The sequence below is a fragment of the Bradyrhizobium sp. USDA 4503 genome, assembly GCF_054055815.1.
Window position 1 is genome coordinate 144311 of record NZ_JBSRXS010000001.1, and the last position, 17616, is coordinate 161926.

Here is a 17616-nt window from a genome sequence, read left to right on the forward strand (position 1 = left end):
GCTCAGCGCGGCCGACCGATGCTGTCGTAGGTGAAGCCGTGCGCGGCCATCTCGTCCGGACGGTAGATGTTGCGCAGGTCGACGACGACCGGATGCTTCATCTCCTGCTTGATGCGCTTGAGATCGAGCGCGCGGAACTGGCGCCACTCGGTCACGATCACCAGCGCATCGGCCTGGCGCGCGCATTCATAGGCATCCTTGCTGTACTCGATCTCCGGCAATTCCTTGCGCGCCTGCTCCATGCCGATGGGATCGTAGGCTCGAACCTTGGCGCCGAAGTCGATCAGGCCGTTGATCAGCGGGATCGAGGGCGCCTCGCGCATGTCGTCCGTATCGGGCTTGAAGGTCAGGCCGAGCACGCCGATGGTCTTGCCGCGCAGCTCGCCGCCGAGCACGTTGGCGACCTTGCGCGCCATCGCGCGCTTGCGGTTGTCGTTCGCGGTCAGCGTGGCCTCGACGATTTTCAGCTGGACGTCGTGGTCGAGCGCGGTCTTGAACAGCGCACGGGTGTCCTTCGGGAAGCAGGAGCCGCCATAGCCGGCGCCGGCATGCAGGAACTTGGTTCCGATCCGGTTGTCGAGCCCGATGCCGCGCGCGACCTCCTGCACGTTCGCCCCGACCCTCTCGGAGAGATCGGCGATCTCGTTGATGAAGGTGATCTTGGTGGCAAGGAAGGCATTCGCGGCGTATTTGATCAATTCCGCCGTGCGTCGCGCGGTATAGAGGATCGGCGCCTGGTTCAGATAGAGCGGACGATAGACTTCGCCCATCACCCTCTTGGCCCGGTCGTCCTCGGTGCCGACGACGATGCGGTCGGGATGGCGAAAATCCTGGATTGCGGCGCCTTCGCGCAGGAATTCGGGGTTCGACGCAACGGCGAAATCGGCGTCCGGATTGGTTTCGCGGATCAGGCGTTCAACCTCGTCGCCGGTGCCCACGGGTACGGTCGACTTGGTCACCACCACGGTGAACTTCTTGAGCGCCGCGCCGATCTCCTTGGCAGCAGCATAGACGTAGCTCAGGTCCGCATGGCCGTCGCCGCGCCGCGAGGGCGTTCCGACCGCGATGAACACGGCATCGGCGTCCGCGACGGCGCCCGCGAGCTCCGTCGTGAAGGTCAGCCGTCCGGCTGCGGCGTTGGTGTCGACGAGCTTATCGAGGTCAGTTTCGTAGATCGGGATCTTGCCGTGCTTCAGGGCTTCGATCTTGCCGGCGTCCTTGTCGACGCAAACGACCTGGTGGCCGAAATCGGCAAAACACGCTCCGGACACGAGACCTACATATCCCGTTCCAACCATTGCAATCTTCATGAATCCGCTCGTCGATCAGTGTGGAGAGGAGGAGTTAGCACTAGCACAATTGGCGCCGACAACGCCAAGTTTTATAACGCATAGTTTGTGTTGGAGGTCGGCGGCTTTTTGTGCAAACGGTGATCGCCCCAGTGCAGCTGAGCGCCCGCTAGTCACCTCGGGCGCACCATGGACACATTCTCAACTTGAAATCGACCGACATTCGAGCTGCCGTTTGAGGGTGGACATGAGCATGAAGACGATTAGCAAGCAGAAGCTCTCAGGAGCTGAATACGCGTCGTTGCAAACGCGGTTCTCCAGATCCGATCGCACGACGTTTTCCGGGTTTGTCTATGATCGCGCCGATCTCGGCCGGCGTTACACTGTCGACCTGCTCGTCGACGGCGAGCCATACATGTCATCATTGTGTGACGAGTTCGTAACAGAGCTTGCCGACGCCGGGATCGGCGACGCTCGATTTGGCTTTACGTTCAACGTGCAGGATCAGGTCAGCGCGAACGCCGGGATCATTGAGGCAAGGCTGGCAAATATCGGCACTCCCGTCGGTGCTCCGATTCGCTGCGATGTCGCTGCGCCGGAAGCGCGATGGCACCGGATCGGCGATATCGAGTGGGTCGGAGGTCTGCGCTTCGAAGGCTGGCTTGCTCAGGACATCGACGAGGACATCGAAATCCTGATCGCGCAACGCCCGGTGATGACCGTGAAGCCGACCGGGTGGACCAACGTTGCGCGGGGCGGCGAGTTCGGCGTCGGCCGCCGGATCGATTTTCATCTGCCCGAGCATTTTGCGGACGGTCGCATGCGCGGACTATCCGCGCGGACGATTTCGGGACGGAGCCTGATCTCGGAGCCGATTTCCTTCGTCGCTTTCGATCGCGGATTGGAGCAAACGCTCGCGGATCTCGGGCGCTGGGATAGCGAGCGGCTTCGTGGAGAGCTGTTCGACCGAGTGTTGCCGGCCTCGATGCCGTTTCACGCCTATCGCGGCTGGAAAGAGCGCTTCTCGCCGACGACACAATCTGAACAGTCTGACGTTGTATCCGAGGCGGCAGTCGTCCTGATCGGCGATGTCAGGGTGGACGAGAGCATCGAAAGCCTCGAAGCCCAACGGCACTCCGCCTGGTCGGCGGTGTCCCTGCCGGCGCGAGCGTTCAGTCAATTCGATCCGATGGCAGCGCGCGAGTTTGTCGACGGCGATGCCGCTGGCAGTGCGTTCTTTGTGTTTTGTCTGAGCGGAACGATCCTCGCGGAAGACGCCTTGCAGCGCTTCGCCGATCTCTTCGCGTCCGAACCCGGCTGCGATATGGTCTATGGCGACGTCGAAGTTGCTGCAGGCGCCGGGGCTGTCTGGCCGCTGGCGTTCTCCGCATTCGATCTCGAACGCGCGCTCGAGCAGGGCTATGGGGCGTATTGTTTTGCGGTGCGTCGGGAGCCTGCCGTGGAAGCGCTGCTATCGGCGACGTCGCTCTACGACATCTTCCTTTGCTGCGCGGAGCCGGATCGAACCTATCATCTTCCGGGATCGGTTGCGGCATTGCCGCGGATTGATGCATCGGCCGCAACCTCCGAACTGGTCGCCGCGAGCAAGGCGTATTTTGCCAGAGCCGGCATCGAGGCCAATGTCGAGCCTCGGAAAGCGGGTCTTCTTCCGGCCGTTCAGGTCAAGCGCGCCGTCGATTGGAGCGAGCGCACCACCATCATCATCCCGACCAGAAATCGCGCCGAACTGCTCAAGCGATGCATCGAGACGGTCATGCCGGCGGCAAATGAGACGAACGCCCGGATCCTTGTCGTCGACAACAGCTCGACCGAGCCGGAAACGCTGGACTATCTGGACAGCCTGTCGGCGCAGGAAATCGACGTCATCTCGGTCGAGGGGCCCTTCAACTTCGCATTCATCAACAACGCCGCCGTCGCTTGCGTCGACACGGAGAACATCTGCTTTCTCAACAATGACGTCGAGGCGCTCGACGACAGTTGGTTGGCGGAGATGCTGTGGCGGCTCGCGGCTCCCGACGTCGGAGCCGTCGGTGCAAAGCTGCTCTGGCCGAGCAGCGTCGTGCAGCACGGCGGAGTGGTGCTGGGAGCCAATTTCTCGGCCGCGCACGCCTTCAACGACCGGATGGATGGTGATCCCGGCTATGGCGATTTGCTTCAGGTGGCGCACGAATGTTCGGCGGTGACGGGGGCGTGCCTCCTGATGCGCAAGCGCGATTTCGTGGCCGTCGGCGGCATGGACGAGATCCGCTTTCCGATCAGCTTCAACGATATCGATTTGTGCCTGAAGCTGCGCCAGCTCGGAAAGCGGATCGTGTTCACGCCGGACGCGAAACTCGTTCATCTGGAATCGGCAAGCCGCGGTCGCGATTCCGCGCCGGATCGCAGGGCACGCTTCAGGCGCGAGCTGTCGATCCTGCGCGCGAAATGGGGCGAGGTGCTGCTCGACGATCCCTATTACAGCCCACTGCTGGGGCTGGATTCGACGCCGTTCTCCTCGCTTGCATGGCCGCCGCGATCATGGAAGCCGCGTGCCAACCTGCCGCCGGTGTCGACGGCTCCTCCGATCGGGCTGTAGCAGGACGTCATCGACCGCCCAGTCGCGTACGGCAGCAATCGTTGCATCGGCATCAAAGCCTGGCTGCAGCTGCAGGTCCGTGCTTCGGCCGCGCCCCGGAGGCGTCGGGCTCCATTCCGTCGCGGCGATCGGCAGGCCGGTTGCCAGCAGCGCGTCCACCAACGGATGGCCAAACGCCGGTTTGCCGATGTCGAGAACCAATTTCGTGATGCCGTGACCTTCGATGAGCGTGGCGACGTCGTCGACGACAATATCGCCGGTGACGATGACATTCGTGCGCTGCATCAGCTTGAGATCGTCGAGGGTACTTCCCAGCACGATGATCTCGACGTCTTCGTCGGCGTCGGCCAGTTGATCGCTCAACGCTCGTATGAAGCGAAATTCCGCGGCGTTGGCGTGCAGGACCAGCAGGCCGAGACGCGCGGGGCCGCTCACGGCGGGATACAGCGCCGGCGGCGCGGGCGGGTCGCTCAGCCTCACGGCTTGCAGGCCGAGAACCCCTTCCGAAAAGGCCGCGCCGTGGTCATCGATCGCAGTCACGCGCCGCGCCCCGGCGACCAGGCTTGCCCAGTCCGGATGAACGCCTGATCCAACCGCCGCGCGCGTTGCAAGCGCGGTGTCGGTGATCAGGAGGTCGTAGGCAAAGTGTTGAGTGAGCTGCGCCAGACATGCGCCGGGAATGCGGTTCGGCTCTGCGATCTCGAGCGATCGGATTCCGAGATCGGCGAGAGACTTCAGAAGAGCTTCGCGGCCCTCAGGCGTCGCAACGTCGAGTACGATCGACTGCGGCGCTCCGCCATCCGGATCGAACATCGCAGCCAGCTGGCGTTGTCCCTCGGAGCGGATCTGCACGACCACACCGTGCTGATCCTCTGCCGCCAACTGCCGGCAGCGCCTGATGGCAATTGCGCGGCCGGCGAACGAGCCGCAGAGGATGACGGATGGGCCGGCGGCGACCTGCTGGTTCGTGAGCAGCTTGAGCTCAAGCGCGGCGCGGCAATCGCGGAGTGGATCGGCAAGCAGGAATGCGGCGCAGTCCGTCGCATAGCGCCGGTAACGGTGTTCGAGAACGCGAAGATTTCGCATCACGAGCGAACGCTTCTCGCCCAGAAACGAGCGCGAGCCCTCGTGCCCGACGAAAACCGAAGGAATGCACACGTTGCGCAAGCCGGCCTCCGCTGCGCGCAGGCAGAAGTCGACGTCTTCGAGATAGCCGCGATAGAAGTCGTCGGAGAGCTCGCACACGGCGTCGAGGCATTCGCGGGTAATGTAGAGGCAGAACCCGATACCGTTGGGGATGTCGATCGCAATCCCGGAATTTGCCCTGCCTGCAAGTTCATCCAGCAATTCGATTTCGCCGACCGCGGGCAGGGGATTTGACCGGTTCGGGATTGGAAAGCTGGTGTATTCGCCGTTGTTCGACAGCGGGGTCGCCGTGCCTACCCGCGGCGTCGCTTGCACGGCGCTGCGCAGGCGTTGCAGCGCGTATTTCGGCACGATCGTGTCCGAGTTCAGCAGCACGACGTCGCCGGCGCCGGTCTCGCCGAGCGCCCGGTTGACCGCGCCGACAAAGCCGAGATTGTGCTCGTTGGTCAGGAGACGGATGCGGAATTCGGCGGCGAGCTCGTTGAGCAGGCGCTTGATGTCGGGCTCGGGCGACGCATCATCCACGACGACGATGGTCGAGCCCGGCGTGCAGGCGAGCGCATTCAACGCGCTGTCGATGCAGGCTCGTGTTGCGGCCAGATCCCGGTATACCGGGATGATGATGGTGAGCGGGGGAGGTTCGCCGTTTCGAAGGCGAGCCGGGCCGGCGTGGTGCGGCCCGGTGATCCGGAACGCGGTTGGCCGGGAGTTGAACACTCGCGATCACCCGGTCCGCCTGCGTGATCTGCAGGCGCTGCGAGGTCGCGGATGCGGGCCGGATCAGACGGAAGCTCGCAGCCTGTCGCCCGTCACGCGCGAATCTGTGGCGTGGATCGGCGGGAAGCTGGATCGTGCTGGATTGATCCGCCTGCGCCAGCGAAAGGTGCGGGTCGTCCGGCCCGCGCCACGTGACCCATCCCTTCACCTCTTCATCGAGAAAGTCGATGCGGGCGCAGCCGTCCTGGCCGCTCTGTTCGAGTAGCAGCAGGGCGGCCCTGACCGAATCCGGATCGTCATCACGCCGCGTGACGCTTCGCGCCGCCTCGATCTGCTGAAGGTCGTCGCCCCAAGCCATCATTCGCCGGGCAGCGACCAGATCGTCCGGCTCGAGCTCGAGCGCCCTCGCCACGCTGGCGATGGCCGCATCCCTGAGATCAAGATGAAACAGCGCTTCCGCGCGCAGCAGATGGGCGCGAGCGCCCGGATGCGGCAGGATCCGGCAGCGGCGGTCGGCGAGCGCGAACGCCAGGCGGAAATCACGCGCCTCGAGCGCCCCGACAGCGGCCCGCTCGAGATCGACGTGGTGGAGCGTTTTGGACGTAAAGGCGATCCTGCGCGCGGCGGCGGTCAAATGGCGCCCTTATCTGTCCGCATGGTCAGCCTGCCGTCTTGACGGCGCCCTGCCGGCTCCGGAACACGCGCACCCGTCCCTCGAGGCGGGGTCCGTCCTGGTGCGGCATCGGAGTGGCGGGTTCGACGCGCCTCGGCTGCTGGGGCGCGAGAGGGGCTGCCTGCACCCGGCGCTCCTCGAGGTTGAGCTTGAGGCCCACCAGCGGTTCCCGTCCTGAGGGACCCGACACCACAATCCGGTTCCCGGTGACCCGCAGGGTCGGAGCCCCCAGGAAGATGGTTTCAGCCGCGATGGAGAAGCGATCCGCGCCGGGACCCGTGGCCTCCAGCGAGAACCCCGTGATGGCCAATGCGCGTCCCCGGGTTCCGGCAAAAGTTCCGAGAGGAACGAACTGGTTGTCGCCGCGCTGCGGCCTGGCGAACTTGACGGCATATTGCAGCTGGAGATCCCGCGGCTTGTTGGGCCATTCGAGGGAAATTCCCTCGATCCGGGCCGGCGCGGACGGTCCGGCAATCCAGACATTCGAGCCGACGGTCACGTCGCCCAGGCCCGCGACATGCGCGAGCAGCTTGAGGTCGCTCAACTCGCCGGGGCCGGCCTCCGGCTCGAACATGTCGAATGGCTGGCTGGCCGGCTGCTGCTCAGCCGCCTGTCCCTGGGTCAGCGGCTCGATCTTGATATTGGCGGCGGTCGACCCGCCGACGCGCCCTGCCGTGACCTCGACGATCAGGCGGCTCGGCCGGGCGACCGACACGACCAGCGCGGTCTCGGGCGCGAACAGGGTTCCATTGACCACGTCCGGTCCGGTAATGATATTACAATTGTTAAGACTGGCGCGATCCGCGTATACGCGCACCACCGGAGGTGACACCTTATCATCTGCGCCATTGTATCGAACCAGGAAGAGACCCCGTGCCAGATCAATGGTTTTCTGCTGAATCTGTTCGTTCATTGTCGCCTGCGAGCCTAACGGAATGGATTGGTAAGTCTCCTGCAGTGTGCCCCAAAAATCTGTGTGATAGAAGGGGGCTTAATGTTAATCCGGTAAGATAGTTTTACTCGCCAATCGATGACATACCGCCGGTGATGATGCAGACCCTGACCCCAATCGAAGACCGCGCGGCCGGGGGGCGCGCTCGCCCGCCAATGAACGTCCTGTTCGTCCACAATAACTTTCCGGCCCAGTACCGCCACATTGCGCGCGCGCTCGCAGAGCAGCCCGGCAACAGGGTCGTTGCTGTCGGTTCATCGACCGCGAGCACGACGCCGGATATCCGGCTGCTCAAATATTCGACGACCAAGACGGATTCCGCGGTCGTCCATCCGTTTGCCCGGCGCTTCGATGTCGAATCGCGGCGTGCCGAAGAGGTTCTGTACGCGCTGTCGTCGCTGTCGGGGCAAGGCTTCGTGCCCGACCTGATCTTCGCGCATCCCGGTTGGGGCGAGACGCTGCCGCTGCGCACGATGTTTCCGCGCGCGCGGATCATCCTCTATTGCGAATTCTACTACGGTGCCGAGGGCAGGGACGTCGGCTTCGATCCCGAGTTTCCCATGACGGGCCTTGATGGCAACGTCGCACTCCATCTGAAGAATGCGACCACGCTGCTGGCGCTCACGGAATGCGATACGGGCGTCTCGCCGACGCCCTGGCAGAGGTCGACCTTTCCCGCCGAGTTTCAGAGCAAGATCGAGGTGATCCACGAGGGCGTCGACACCGACGAGGTGAAGCCCAATCCCGTCGCGCGGTTTCAGCTTCCGAACGGTGCGACGCTGTCGGCGGACGACGAAGTGATCACCTACGTCTCGCGCAACCTCGAGCCGGTGCGCGGATTCCATATCTTCATGCGGTCCCTGCCGAGGATACTCGCCGCGCGGCCGAATGCGCAGGTCGTGATCGTCGGCGGCAGCGGGACATCCTACGGGGCGAATCCACCCAAGGGCTCGAGCTGGAAGTCGATGTTCCTCGACGAAATCAAGTCGGACATCGACCTGCGCCGGGTGCATTTCCTCGGCCGGATTCCTCGGGAACCGTATCTCGAGCTGCTGCAGATTTCCTCGGTGCACGTCTATCTGACCTATCCCTTCGTGCTGTCGTGGTCGCTGCTGGAGGCCATGAGCGCGGGATGTGCGGTGGTGGCATCCGACACCGCCCCGCTTCGCGATATCATCTCGGACGGCAACGGCCTGCTGGTGCCGTTTTTTGATATTGATGCGCTGTCGGATCAGGTACTGTCGGTGCTGTCACGGCCCAAGGCCTTCAAGAAGATGCGGATGAAGGCGCGCAGCTTCGTGCGGGACAATTACGACGCAAGGCGGGTCTGTCTGCCCCGGATGCTGACGCTCGTTGATGAAGGTGTCCTCCCGCGCACGTACGGGGGATAACGCCAGGAGTTTGCGATGCCGCTTGTCATCTCGGTTGCCCAGCGCAAGGGCGGAGTCGGAAAGACGACCCTTGCGGTCTTGCTCGCCGCAGAACTGGATCGGCGCACGGGCGTGGTCGGACTGGTCGACGCCGACTCGCAGGCGTCCGCGTGTCACTGGGCCGAGCCCGGCAATCTGTCGTTCCCCGTCTACCAGCTTGATCCGGAAACCCGGCCGGTCGCCGAATGGGCCAAGCTGATGCGCCAGATTCCGCATCAGATCATCGTGGTGGACTCCGCGCCGAACGATCGGGTGCTGGGCGCGGTGCTCGCGGTCGCCAATATCGTGCTGATGCCGTGCACGCCGTCCGGCCTTGACATCGAGGCCACCGCGCGGACGCTCGACATCGTGCGGGAAGTGCGCGCCACGCGGCGAACGGCGCTCCGTGCCATGATCGTGCCGAACCGCGTCGACCAGCGCACGCTCGAAGGCCAGCAGCTGATCGAGGAGCTCGATACGCTCGACGAGGAGATCGGGCCGATGATCGGCAGCCGCTCGGCCTATGTGCGCGCCGTCGCCTTGGGGCAATCGGTCGCCGATTTCGCCGGCGGGACGCCCGCGGATCTCGAGATCAAGATGCTCGCCGATCTCGTGATGAGCTGGTGCGGGATCGCGCCCAGGCAGCGGGTGGCGATTTAACAGAGCGCGCCGGCGGCTTCACGACAGGCCAACCATGCCGGCATGGGAACGAAAGAGTTCGGGCCGCAACCGGCCCTTGACCTGACGGCGGCGCCCCGCAGGCTTGATTAACGGATTGCTCGCGCGCACCCTCGCATTTGAAACAAATGCCGCCGCGCGCTTGAGCCCAAGCTCAAGACATTTCCCGTACATGCTTCCCGTCACTGTGGGGAGTGAAGAATGTACAACGTCAAGAGAGTGATGGCCCTGGTTCTGGCCGTCCTTGCGCTCGGGACAAGCGCACAGAACACCCAGGCTGGAATGGTCGGCTTCCCGCTGCCGCTGCGTGGCGTGATCGAGAAGATCCGCTTCAGCGAGCCGACGCTGGCTCCGATGGCCTACACCATGTTCTGCATGCGCTATGCCGACGAGTGCAAGCCGAAAGCCCGCGTCCGGATGGTGTTCCGCGGCGGCGCCACACGCCTGACCAAGCAGCGCATCGCCGACCTGATCGAGGTCAACGCTTCGGTCAATCGCAGCATCGTGCCACAGCGCAACGAACGCGGCCTTGCCGGCGAGGAATGGGTGATCAATCCGGCGCGCGGCGATTGCAACGACTACGCGGTCAGCAAGCGCCACGAGCTGCTGGCGCGCGGCTGGCCGATGCGCGACCTTCTGCTGAGCGAGGTTGTGACCTCCTCCGGCGAGCATCATCTCGTGCTGGTGGTCCGCGCCAAGGGTGGAGACATCGTGCTCGACAATCTGAATGCGCAGATCCGCAGCTGGTCGCAGGCGCGTTATCGTTGGGTCAGGATGCAGACCCCGGCGAACCCCGACCACTGGGCTGGCGTCGCGCAGGCCGGCGCCTGAATTCCTGAACGAGCCCCATCGATCGAAAATGGCGCGGCGAGACATTTCGCCGCGCCATTTTCATATGAGGGATGACCGCAGGGTCGCTGTGATCTCATCCGGAACGATTGGAGGCATCGACGGTTGACCCCGGTTCAACCCGTCGAGGCATCGACATGAAGCTGGCCGGCCTTGTCACAACAGCGGCGCTGGTCGTCGCCCTAGCCACGCCGGTGCTTGCACAGGGCACCGGGCAGACCACGCAGGGCACAACGCGCTATTCGATCGATGGACCAGGCGGTGGTGTTCCGACATCGCGGCCGCAGGCGACCCAGCCGGTCCCGCCGGCAACACCGGCTTACCCCTATGGCAGAGCGTCGCGGCACGGGCCGCCGGTCGGTCAACGGACCAACGTGCCGCTGGGGTCGCGCTGACCGTCGCTTCGGCTGCAAATCCGTTCAGTCTTAACGCTATTCCCATCGTCATTTTGCCGCCTCGGACGGAATGTCGTACCGATGCGATCACTGCGCCGGTTGAGGCGCGGGATTGGTTCGCGCAGGGCGAAATTTTCAGATGGCGAGCAGGGGTTCAATCCTGATCACGGGTGGCGCGGGATACATCGGATCCCATTGCGCCAAGGCGGTTGCCGAGGCCGGATTTCTGCCGGTCGTCTACGACAATTTGTCCACCGGTCACCGTGATTTCGTGCGATGGGGGCCGCTCGTGATCGGCGACGTCGCCGACCACGACAAGATCGCCGCTACCATCCGAGAGCACAATGCGCTCGCCGTGATGCATTTCGCCGCGTTCAGTGCGGTCGGCGAGTCCGTGGCGGATCCGCAGAAATACTTCACCAATAACGTTGCCGGCACGCTCGGCCTGCTGCGCGGCATGCGGGAGGCGGGTTGCGACCGCCTGGTGTTCTCCAGCACCGGCGCGGTCTATGGCAACGCCGGCCGCGATCCAATTCCCGAGAGTGCCGCAGGTCCGACCGTCAATCCCTACGGCCGCTCCAAATTCATGATCGAGCAGATCCTGGCCGACTACCGCGCGGCCTATCGGTTCAACTCGGTCTGTCTGCGCTATTTCAATGCCTGCGGCGCCGACGCCTCCGTCACCATCGGCGAACTCCGCGATCCCGAGACGCATCTGATTCCGCGCGCGCTGATGGCGCTGCTGGGGCACGTGCCGGACTTTGCCATCTTCGGCGAAGACTATGACACGCCTGACGGCACCGCGGTGCGCGACTACATCCATGTCGATGACCTCGCGAGCGCCCATATCGCGGCGCTCGAGCTGCTGCTGAGTGGCGACGCCGGCGGCGTGTTCAATCTCGGCACCGGCACCGGCTATTCGGTGCGCCAGGTGCTCGACGCGATCCGGGCCGAGACCGGTGAAGCGGTGCCGAGCGTGGTGCGCGAGCGCCGGGCCGGCGATCCGCCGATCCTGGTGGCCGATCCCTCCAGGTCGGAGCGCGGCCTCGGCTTCAAGGCCAGCCGGTCCGATCTCGGCTACATCATTCGCTCGGCCTGGGCCTGGCATCAGAAGGCGCATCCGCGCCGGCGGTAGAGCATGATCCGGAAAAGTGCGAAGCGGTTTTCCCTCGCGACAAACGCGGAACGCGTTTGCGCGGAGATCATGCTCAAATAACGATCAAGCCGCGAGAGGCTCAGTTCAATGTGATGTAGTGCTGTTCGGCCAGCCGCGAGAGGAACGGCATGTCGACAAGGCTTGCCACCAGGAAGACGGCGACCAGCGCCAGCACGAGCAGCATCAGGCCGCGCTCGCCATAGAGCTTCTCGGGCTTCTGCGCCGACGAGCCCGGCGACGTCGACATCGAGAAGTAGGTGGTGAACAGCATCACCACCAGCGGCATCGCAAGGACATACTCGATACGGTACTTCACCAGGAACACCGAGAGGAAGAACACCGAGAACAGCGAATAGCTGAGGCACGAGGCCGTCAGCGACACCTCGGTATAGTGCGCGAAGCTCGCGCGGTAGCGTGCCAGAAGCTCCTTGCCATGGGACGCGGCAATCTCGCGATATTCGGATAGCCGCTTGGCCGCCATCAGGAACGCGCCGCCAAACCAGTAGCACAGGATCACCGAGCCCGGCGGCAGCGAGGTCGGGTTGATCATCGCCCAGCCGATCAACAGCCGCAGCGGATTGTTGACGGATTCCGAGATAACGTCGAAATAGGCCTTGTCCTTGCTCCGGAGCGGCGGCACATTGTAGACGATGCCCTGCAAGGCGAAGATGCCGGTTGCGAACAGCATCAGGCGGCTGCTCGCAGATGCGCAGACGAGGCCGAGCGCGACCAGCAGCAGCCACTCTAGCCCGATGATCTTGCCGTCCATCGCGCTCTGCACCGCGGAGCGCTGCGACTTGGTCGGGTGATGCCGGTCGAAGTCGCGGTCGAACCATTCATTGATCACATAATTGGCCGACGCGATGCAGATCGCGGCCACGAGGCCGAGGACGATCGCGCTTGCGATATGCTCGCCTCTCGGGCCGCGCAACAGCCAGGCGAGGACAATCCCGGGAACGATGAAGATGTGCTTGGTGCTGTGATCGAGCCGCAGGATGGCGAGATACTGCCGGATGCTTGCGGCCGGCGGCTTGCCGGCTTCGACCTTGCTGTCCATCAGCGCCATCGCGCGGTCCTTTTTCTGTCGTCGTTGATCGATCGCCTAGTTGAGGAGGTAGACGTCGAAACTCTCGTCGGTCTTGGCGGGGCCGAAGCGGCGGAGCATCGTGGTCGCTTCGCGGAAATCGCAGATCTGCGCCGCTGAGGCACGGAACGTCCGCCAGTCCTTGCCTTCGTCGTAGTTCCGGTCGGGCGTGATCTCGTCGAGCCGGTAGGCCAGCAGGATGATGACGGGCGCGCGGGTCGTGTCGCGAAGCTCGCGGCCAAGGCGCAGGGTCTCGCCGAGATCGCTGTCCATCTTGCCCTTGCGCGAGAAGATCACGACGCTGCCGAATTTGTGGTCGCGCGCGAGATAGGTCCGGTTCTTGACGTAGTAGGGCAGCGCCTCGACCAGCCATTCCGGCTCGCCGAGGATCACTGCATTGGTGAGATCGGCGCGCGAGGCGATCAGGCGGCCGAGATCGGCGCTGCGGCTCGCGACCACGCCGGTCACCGCGTTGCGCAAATCGTTGATGCCGGCGGCGGTCTGGATCGCCAGCACCAGCAGCAGCGACCCGCGTCCGATCGTCGGCAAGCGCCGGTCGAGCCACGCCCGAGAGCCGGATGGTGCGGTGACCCTGCTCCAGCCGATCCAGTAAAGCGCGATCAGGAAGCTCAGCCAGACCGCGGCATGTCGGTAGGCGCCGTTGGCGGCGACGGCGAAGAACAACGACGTCAGCAACAGGGCGGCGATGGCGGCGAGAAACGCCGGTCGCCGCGGCAGCAGCTCGAGCGTCGCGCCGAACAGCAGCACCGATCCCGCGATCGAAGGCAGCAGATTGGCAAACAGCGCGCCCAGCGACGTCGCGCCAGGGTTCACCAGGGACAGGATTGCCGCCGCCAGCGGTGACTCGTGCGACCAGTCCCGGGCCGCGGCGTCATTGTAGGTCGGCAGCATCGTCACCGCGCAGATCACGACGCCAATCGTCGCGATCGTTGCATTGATCGCGAAATTGTTGAGTTGCGGCGACCAGCGCCAGTCACGGCTCCCTCGGGTCTCGAGCAGGTCGAGCAGCCAGAACAGCAGGAATGCGCCGGCCATGATCGCGCCGACGACGTTGGTGTTGGCGAGCAGGAACAGCAGCGCGCCGAGCAGCAGACCACGGTCGCGGTGGGCCCGATAGCAGGCCGCGATCGCGAACAGGAACAGGGCCGAGATGCCGTAATTCCTCGCCATCACGACATATTCAAACAACAGCGCATGGCCCGTGATCAGCAGCAGGACCAACGGCCGCGGGAATGGTGACCGGAAGATCAGCAGTGCGACCGTGATGAGCCCGACCACGAAGGCGACGGCGGGCAGCACCTCGACCCGATCGAATACGGCATGCACGCCGCGCAACAGGAGGTACCAGAGGGCGGGGTGGCCCTCGCCATGCAACCCTCTCAGCATGGCGACCGGATCGTCGCCGTTCAGGGCAATGGTGAGCGCCCGGACCTCGTCGCGCCACATCACGTGACGGCCGATCTGGAAGCCGACCAGCGCGACCCATCCCGCGAGGAGCAGGACGTCCGGCCAGGATCGGCGGTCCCGCTTGGGCGCGAACAACCACTGGTCCAGGATGGGCAGAGAACGGGTCAATGAATCCTGCTGCTGCTCGGATCGGGACGGTCAAACCGGGGCGTCATCTGCCGGCCTGGTGGTTTGTGTTAACAGTAAAATCCACATAGAATGTTGTAACATTATGGGCAAACCAGACTAACATTTATGACGCCGACGCCGGCCCAGAGAACGGTCAGGGACATCGGTCCTGCGCACCCCGAGGTGGAGTTCGCGCTGGTGCTGGCACGAACCATCGATTCCGTGAGCGCCGACCCGCAGCAGCTGCGCAGCGCGGTCTACGAGCTCGCGCGGCAGAAGCTGCAGCAGCTCGCGCACGAGGATCCGGCGGAAAAGCAGCGTCTGATGCAGGCGCTGGAAGTGGCGATCGAAGGCGTCGAAGCGCACACCAAGAGCAATGTGATCGAGAAATTCGAGGTGCCGCCGGCGCGGGCGCTGCCCGCATTCCTCGAGGCGGCGGGCGCTGCGCGGCGGATCGAGGCACCGCCCCGGATCGATGCCGAGGCGGCCTTTGTCACGACCCTCGACCGCGTCGAGCCTGCCGCGGTGACGCGTGGTCCGCGATGGTCGTCGTCGGCGCCGCTGCGTTACGTTGTCATGCTGGCGTTCTTCGGGCTGATCGCGGCCGTTGTCCTGCTGCAGCAACGCGGCGTGTCATTGGCTGCGGCCCGCGCGATGATTGCCGGCACGCTGGCATCGGCGCCGCCCGAAGCCCAAAGGCCGGCGGTGGTCGCGGCCGTCCCGGCGCCGGCCGCTGCGGCCGAGCCGCCGGTGCCGAGACGGCCATTGCCGACCGCCTACGGCGTCTACGCCGAGAGCGGCCGCAAGCTTTACGAGCTGCAACTGATCCAGGGGCGTGCGCCGGATCCGCGGGTGGCGATCTCGGCGGCGATCACCAGGCCGAGCGAGACCACGCTGCCTGACGGACATCTCCGCTTCATCGTGTTCCGGCGCGAGGGTGCTGGCGGCGCCTCCGACCCGATCGATGTGCGTCTGATCGCGCATGTGAGCCAGCAGACCACGTTCGACGCGACCGGCAAGCCGGTGGTCTCGCCGGGCGACGACAGCTGGGTGATCCGCAACATCTCGATCCCGTTCCGCGCGGCGCCGCTCAAGGACGATCCGCAGATGTTCGAGATCCTGCCGCGCGACGACGCGCCGCTGCCGCCGGGACGCTACGCGCTGATCCTGAAGGCGCAGGCCTACGATTTCACGGTCGAGGGCGCGGTCACCGACAAGCGGCATTGCCTGCAGCGGCTGGCGGCCGCAAATGGTGTGTTCTACTCGGAATGCGAGAAACCGTGAGCGGGGTGTCCGTCCGGCTCAGCGTCGTGCTGGCGCTCCTGCTGGCATCGCGTGCCGCCGTCGCCGCACCCGATGCCGAGACCGCAAAGCGCTGCCTGCGCGCGGCCTACATGTTCTACCCCTACAAGCGACCGGGGGCCGTGCCGATGAATGGCGATCGGCTGCATTTCTTTCAGCAATGCATGGCGCAAGACGACACGAAGTCGGCGGAAGCGCCGAAGCGCGATTGAGCGCAATGCGCCGGCCGCTCAGTTCGCGGACTGCTCCACGCCCGACCTCAGCCGGCCGAGTTGGTTACGCAGCACGAGCAGCATGAAGCGACCGACGCCGATGCCGGCGAGACCCCCCGCCACCTTGACGATCGCATCGATCAGGCGGCCGTGACGATCCGGTGTCAGGAATTGCATTGCTTCGAGCGTGAACGCGCTGAAGATGACAAGGAGCACGATCAGCGCGGTGCGCCGCGGGTAGCCCAGCACGAAGGCCAGCGCCATCACGGCGAACGCCGCGAAATGCTCGATCTGCGGATGGAATAGCGAGGGACGGTCCTGGATCGGGGACAGTGTCACGAAGGCGATGAGCGCAAGCGCAAGCCAGCCTGCAATCACGCCGAACCTCCGTATCTTTGAAACAAGCAACGCGTTCTTCCCGGTCCATATGCGCTGGGCGCGCCGCCGTTGAATTAGCGCATCGCCGGTGTCAGCGACATGAAAATGGTCGTCGAAGGTTAACTTGCCGGTCGGCTGCAAATGACCCGACATGTTGTCCGCGCTCCGGTCCGCCGGAAGGTTGCCAGCAACAATTGCTTTCAAGTTTATGGTATTATAATACCCTAAACTGAAACCCAATCTCACTTCGCGCGCATCTCATGGAGGGAACCAGGGGTGCTTGCGCGGGTTCCCCGGATGGTGCACCTGACGAAAAAATTAGCGGCGCCTTGCGGGTCCATTCATAAGCCGTTCACGGCGGGAAGCCTCATTTGGTGCCGGAATGTCGTAATGCTCACTCTCGGAGGCCAAAGTGCGTCTGCTCGTCGTTGAGGATGATCCGGATCTAAACCGCCAGCTCACCACCGCGCTGACGGACGCCGGCTATGTGGTCGATCGCGCGTTCGACGGCGAGGAGGGGCATTTCCTTGGTGATAGCGAGCCGTACGACGCGGTGGTGCTGGATATCGGCCTGCCGAAAATGGACGGTATCTCGGTGCTCGAGGCCTGGCGGCGGAACAAGCGGGTGATGCCGGTGCTGATCCTCACCGCACGAGATCGCTGGAGCGACAAGGTTCAGGGCTTCGACGCCGGCGCCGACGACTATGTCGCCAAGCCCTTCCACCTCGAGGAGGTGCTGGCGCGGATCCGCGCGCTGCTGCGCCGCGCGACCGGGCATGCCCAGGTCGAACTGAACTGCGGGCCGGTGGCGCTGAACACCCGGACCAAGCGGGTCACCGTCAACGGCAATCCGATCAAGCTGACCTCGCACGAGTACAATCTGCTCGACTATCTGATGCACCACACCGGGCGGGTGGTCTCGCGCACCGAACTGGTCGAGCATCTCTACGACCAGGACTTCGACCGCGACTCCAACACGATCGAGGTGTTCGTCGGGCGCATTCGCAAGAAGCTGGAAGTCGATATCATCCAGACCGTGCGCGGCCTCGGCTACATGCTTTCGCCGCCGACCTAGAGCATGATCCGGAAAAGTGCGCAGCGGTTTTCCCTGCGACAAACGCGAAGCGTTTGCGCGGAGATCATGCTCTTGAAGCATTTTCGAGCGAAGTGGATGCCGGTTCGTT

General features: G+C 64.3%; 16 protein-coding genes. 9 read left to right on the forward strand and 7 right to left on the reverse strand.

Features of this window, described 5'->3' with window-relative positions; all coding sequences use genetic code 11:
• Positions 1-2: 2 nt before the first annotated feature.
• Positions 3-1310, reverse strand: coding sequence for a UDP-glucose dehydrogenase family protein (locus tag ACVMIH_RS00705; RefSeq protein ID WP_456860367.1), 1308 nt, complete (start codon positions 1308-1310; stop codon positions 3-5).
• Here ACVMIH_RS00705 and ACVMIH_RS00710 point away from each other — a divergent pair.
• Positions 1309-3885 (forward strand): glycosyltransferase family 2 protein, encoded by a 2577-nt coding sequence (locus tag ACVMIH_RS00710; RefSeq protein ID WP_456860369.1) that lies wholly within the window; start codon positions 1309-1311, stop codon positions 3883-3885. The genes ACVMIH_RS00705 and ACVMIH_RS00710 overlap by 2 nt on opposite strands.
• Here the strand turns inward: ACVMIH_RS00710 and ACVMIH_RS00715 are convergent.
• Genes ACVMIH_RS00715 through ACVMIH_RS00725 form a run of 3 tightly spaced genes read right to left on the reverse strand, consistent with a single transcriptional unit; the run spans position 3826 to position 7334 of the window.
• Positions 3826-5655 (reverse strand): glycosyltransferase family 2 protein, encoded by a 1830-nt coding sequence (locus ACVMIH_RS00715; RefSeq protein WP_456866350.1) that lies wholly within the window; start codon positions 5653-5655, stop codon positions 3826-3828. The two genes, ACVMIH_RS00710 and ACVMIH_RS00715, sit on opposite strands and share 60 nt — an antisense overlap.
• On the reverse strand, positions 5549-6382 hold the full coding sequence (locus ACVMIH_RS00720) for a tetratricopeptide repeat protein (protein ID WP_456860371.1): 834 nt from the start codon (positions 6380-6382) through the stop codon (positions 5549-5551). The genes ACVMIH_RS00715 and ACVMIH_RS00720 overlap by 107 nt, the downstream gene beginning before the upstream one ends.
• A 25-nt stretch (positions 6383-6407) precedes the next feature.
• On the reverse strand, positions 6408-7334 hold the full coding sequence (locus tag ACVMIH_RS00725; protein WP_229158222.1) for a hypothetical protein: 927 nt from the start codon (positions 7332-7334) through the stop codon (positions 6408-6410).
• Positions 7335-7528: 194 nt separating this feature from the next.
• Between ACVMIH_RS00725 and ACVMIH_RS00730 the strand changes: the two genes are divergently transcribed.
• The 5 genes from ACVMIH_RS00730 to galE all read left to right on the forward strand — a co-directional run bounded on the left by ACVMIH_RS00730 (position 7529) and on the right by galE (position 11839).
• On the forward strand, positions 7529-8764 hold the full coding sequence (locus ACVMIH_RS00730; RefSeq protein WP_456860373.1) for a glycosyltransferase family 4 protein: 1236 nt from the start codon (positions 7529-7531) through the stop codon (positions 8762-8764).
• A 15-nt stretch (positions 8765-8779) separates the two neighbouring features.
• Positions 8780-9442 (forward strand): ParA family protein, encoded by a 663-nt coding sequence (locus tag ACVMIH_RS00735; protein WP_028345280.1) that lies wholly within the window; start codon positions 8780-8782, stop codon positions 9440-9442.
• Positions 9443-9661: 219 nt separating this feature from the next.
• Positions 9662-10291 carry a transglutaminase-like cysteine peptidase gene (locus ACVMIH_RS00740; RefSeq protein WP_057020242.1) on the forward strand — a complete coding sequence of 210 codons (630 nt, stop codon included), beginning with the start codon at positions 9662-9664 and terminating at the stop codon, positions 10289-10291.
• 155 nt (positions 10292-10446) lie between these two features.
• Entirely contained in the window at positions 10447-10704 is a 258-nt protein-coding gene (locus ACVMIH_RS00745; protein WP_143271190.1) for a hypothetical protein, read from the forward strand.
• 139 nt (positions 10705-10843) lie between these two features.
• Positions 10844-11839, forward strand: a complete 996-nt coding sequence (gene galE / locus ACVMIH_RS00750; RefSeq protein ID WP_456860375.1) for a UDP-glucose 4-epimerase GalE — start codon at positions 10844-10846, stop codon at positions 11837-11839.
• A gap of 100 nt (positions 11840-11939) precedes the next feature.
• On the opposite strand, the gene ACVMIH_RS00755 is transcribed toward galE, so the two are convergent.
• Positions 11940-12926, reverse strand: a complete 987-nt coding sequence (locus ACVMIH_RS00755) for a UbiA family prenyltransferase (RefSeq protein WP_456860377.1) — start codon at positions 12924-12926, stop codon at positions 11940-11942.
• Positions 12927-12962: 36 nt separating this feature from the next.
• Positions 12963-14540: a hypothetical protein gene (locus tag ACVMIH_RS00760; protein WP_456860379.1), complete on the reverse strand. Its 1578-nt coding sequence runs from the start codon at positions 14538-14540 to the stop codon at positions 12963-12965.
• Positions 14541-14666: 126 nt separating this feature from the next.
• Between ACVMIH_RS00760 and ACVMIH_RS00765 the strand changes: the two genes are divergently transcribed.
• Positions 14667-15824 carry a hypothetical protein gene (locus ACVMIH_RS00765; protein WP_456860381.1) on the forward strand — a complete coding sequence of 386 codons (1158 nt, stop codon included), beginning with the start codon at positions 14667-14669 and terminating at the stop codon, positions 15822-15824.
• On the forward strand, positions 15821-16054 hold the full coding sequence (locus tag ACVMIH_RS00770) for a hypothetical protein (RefSeq protein ID WP_456860383.1): 234 nt from the start codon (positions 15821-15823) through the stop codon (positions 16052-16054). The genes ACVMIH_RS00765 and ACVMIH_RS00770 overlap by 4 nt, the downstream gene beginning before the upstream one ends.
• An 18-nt stretch (positions 16055-16072) precedes the next feature.
• Here the strand turns inward: ACVMIH_RS00770 and ACVMIH_RS00775 are convergent, their stop codons facing one another.
• On the reverse strand, positions 16073-16672 hold the full coding sequence (locus tag ACVMIH_RS00775) for a VanZ family protein (protein ID WP_456860385.1): 600 nt from the start codon (positions 16670-16672) through the stop codon (positions 16073-16075).
• Positions 16673-16844: 172 nt separating this feature from the next.
• Here ACVMIH_RS00775 and ACVMIH_RS00780 point away from each other — a divergent pair, with 172 nt between their 5' ends.
• Positions 16845-17507: a response regulator transcription factor gene (locus tag ACVMIH_RS00780; RefSeq protein ID WP_016841655.1), complete on the forward strand. Its 663-nt coding sequence runs from the start codon at positions 16845-16847 to the stop codon at positions 17505-17507.
• Positions 17508-17616 lie beyond the last annotated feature (109 nt).

Excerpts from the sequence above, each read along its gene's own strand:
- ACVMIH_RS00710 (WP_456860369.1), top strand. The coding sequence starts at position 1,309 with ATGAATCCGCTCGTCGATCAGTGTGGAGAGGAGGAGTTAGCACTAGCA.
- ACVMIH_RS00705 (WP_456860367.1), bottom strand. The coding sequence starts at position 1,310 with ATGAAGATTGCAATGGTTGGAACGGGATATGTAGGTCTCGTGTCCGGA.
- ACVMIH_RS00725 (WP_229158222.1), bottom strand. The coding sequence starts at position 7,334 with ATGAACGAACAGATTCAGCAGAAAACCATTGATCTGGCACGGGGTCTC.
- ACVMIH_RS00730 (WP_456860373.1), top strand. The coding sequence starts at position 7,529 with ATGAACGTCCTGTTCGTCCACAATAACTTTCCGGCCCAGTACCGCCAC.
- ACVMIH_RS00735 (WP_028345280.1), top strand. The coding sequence starts at position 8,780 with ATGCCGCTTGTCATCTCGGTTGCCCAGCGCAAGGGCGGAGTCGGAAAG.
- ACVMIH_RS00740 (WP_057020242.1), top strand. The coding sequence starts at position 9,662 with ATGTACAACGTCAAGAGAGTGATGGCCCTGGTTCTGGCCGTCCTTGCG.
- ACVMIH_RS00745 (WP_143271190.1), top strand. The coding sequence starts at position 10,447 with ATGAAGCTGGCCGGCCTTGTCACAACAGCGGCGCTGGTCGTCGCCCTA.
- galE (WP_456860375.1), top strand. The coding sequence starts at position 10,844 with ATGGCGAGCAGGGGTTCAATCCTGATCACGGGTGGCGCGGGATACATC.
- ACVMIH_RS00755 (WP_456860377.1), bottom strand. The coding sequence starts at position 12,926 with ATGGCGCTGATGGACAGCAAGGTCGAAGCCGGCAAGCCGCCGGCCGCA.
- ACVMIH_RS00765 (WP_456860381.1), top strand. The coding sequence starts at position 14,667 with ATGACGCCGACGCCGGCCCAGAGAACGGTCAGGGACATCGGTCCTGCG.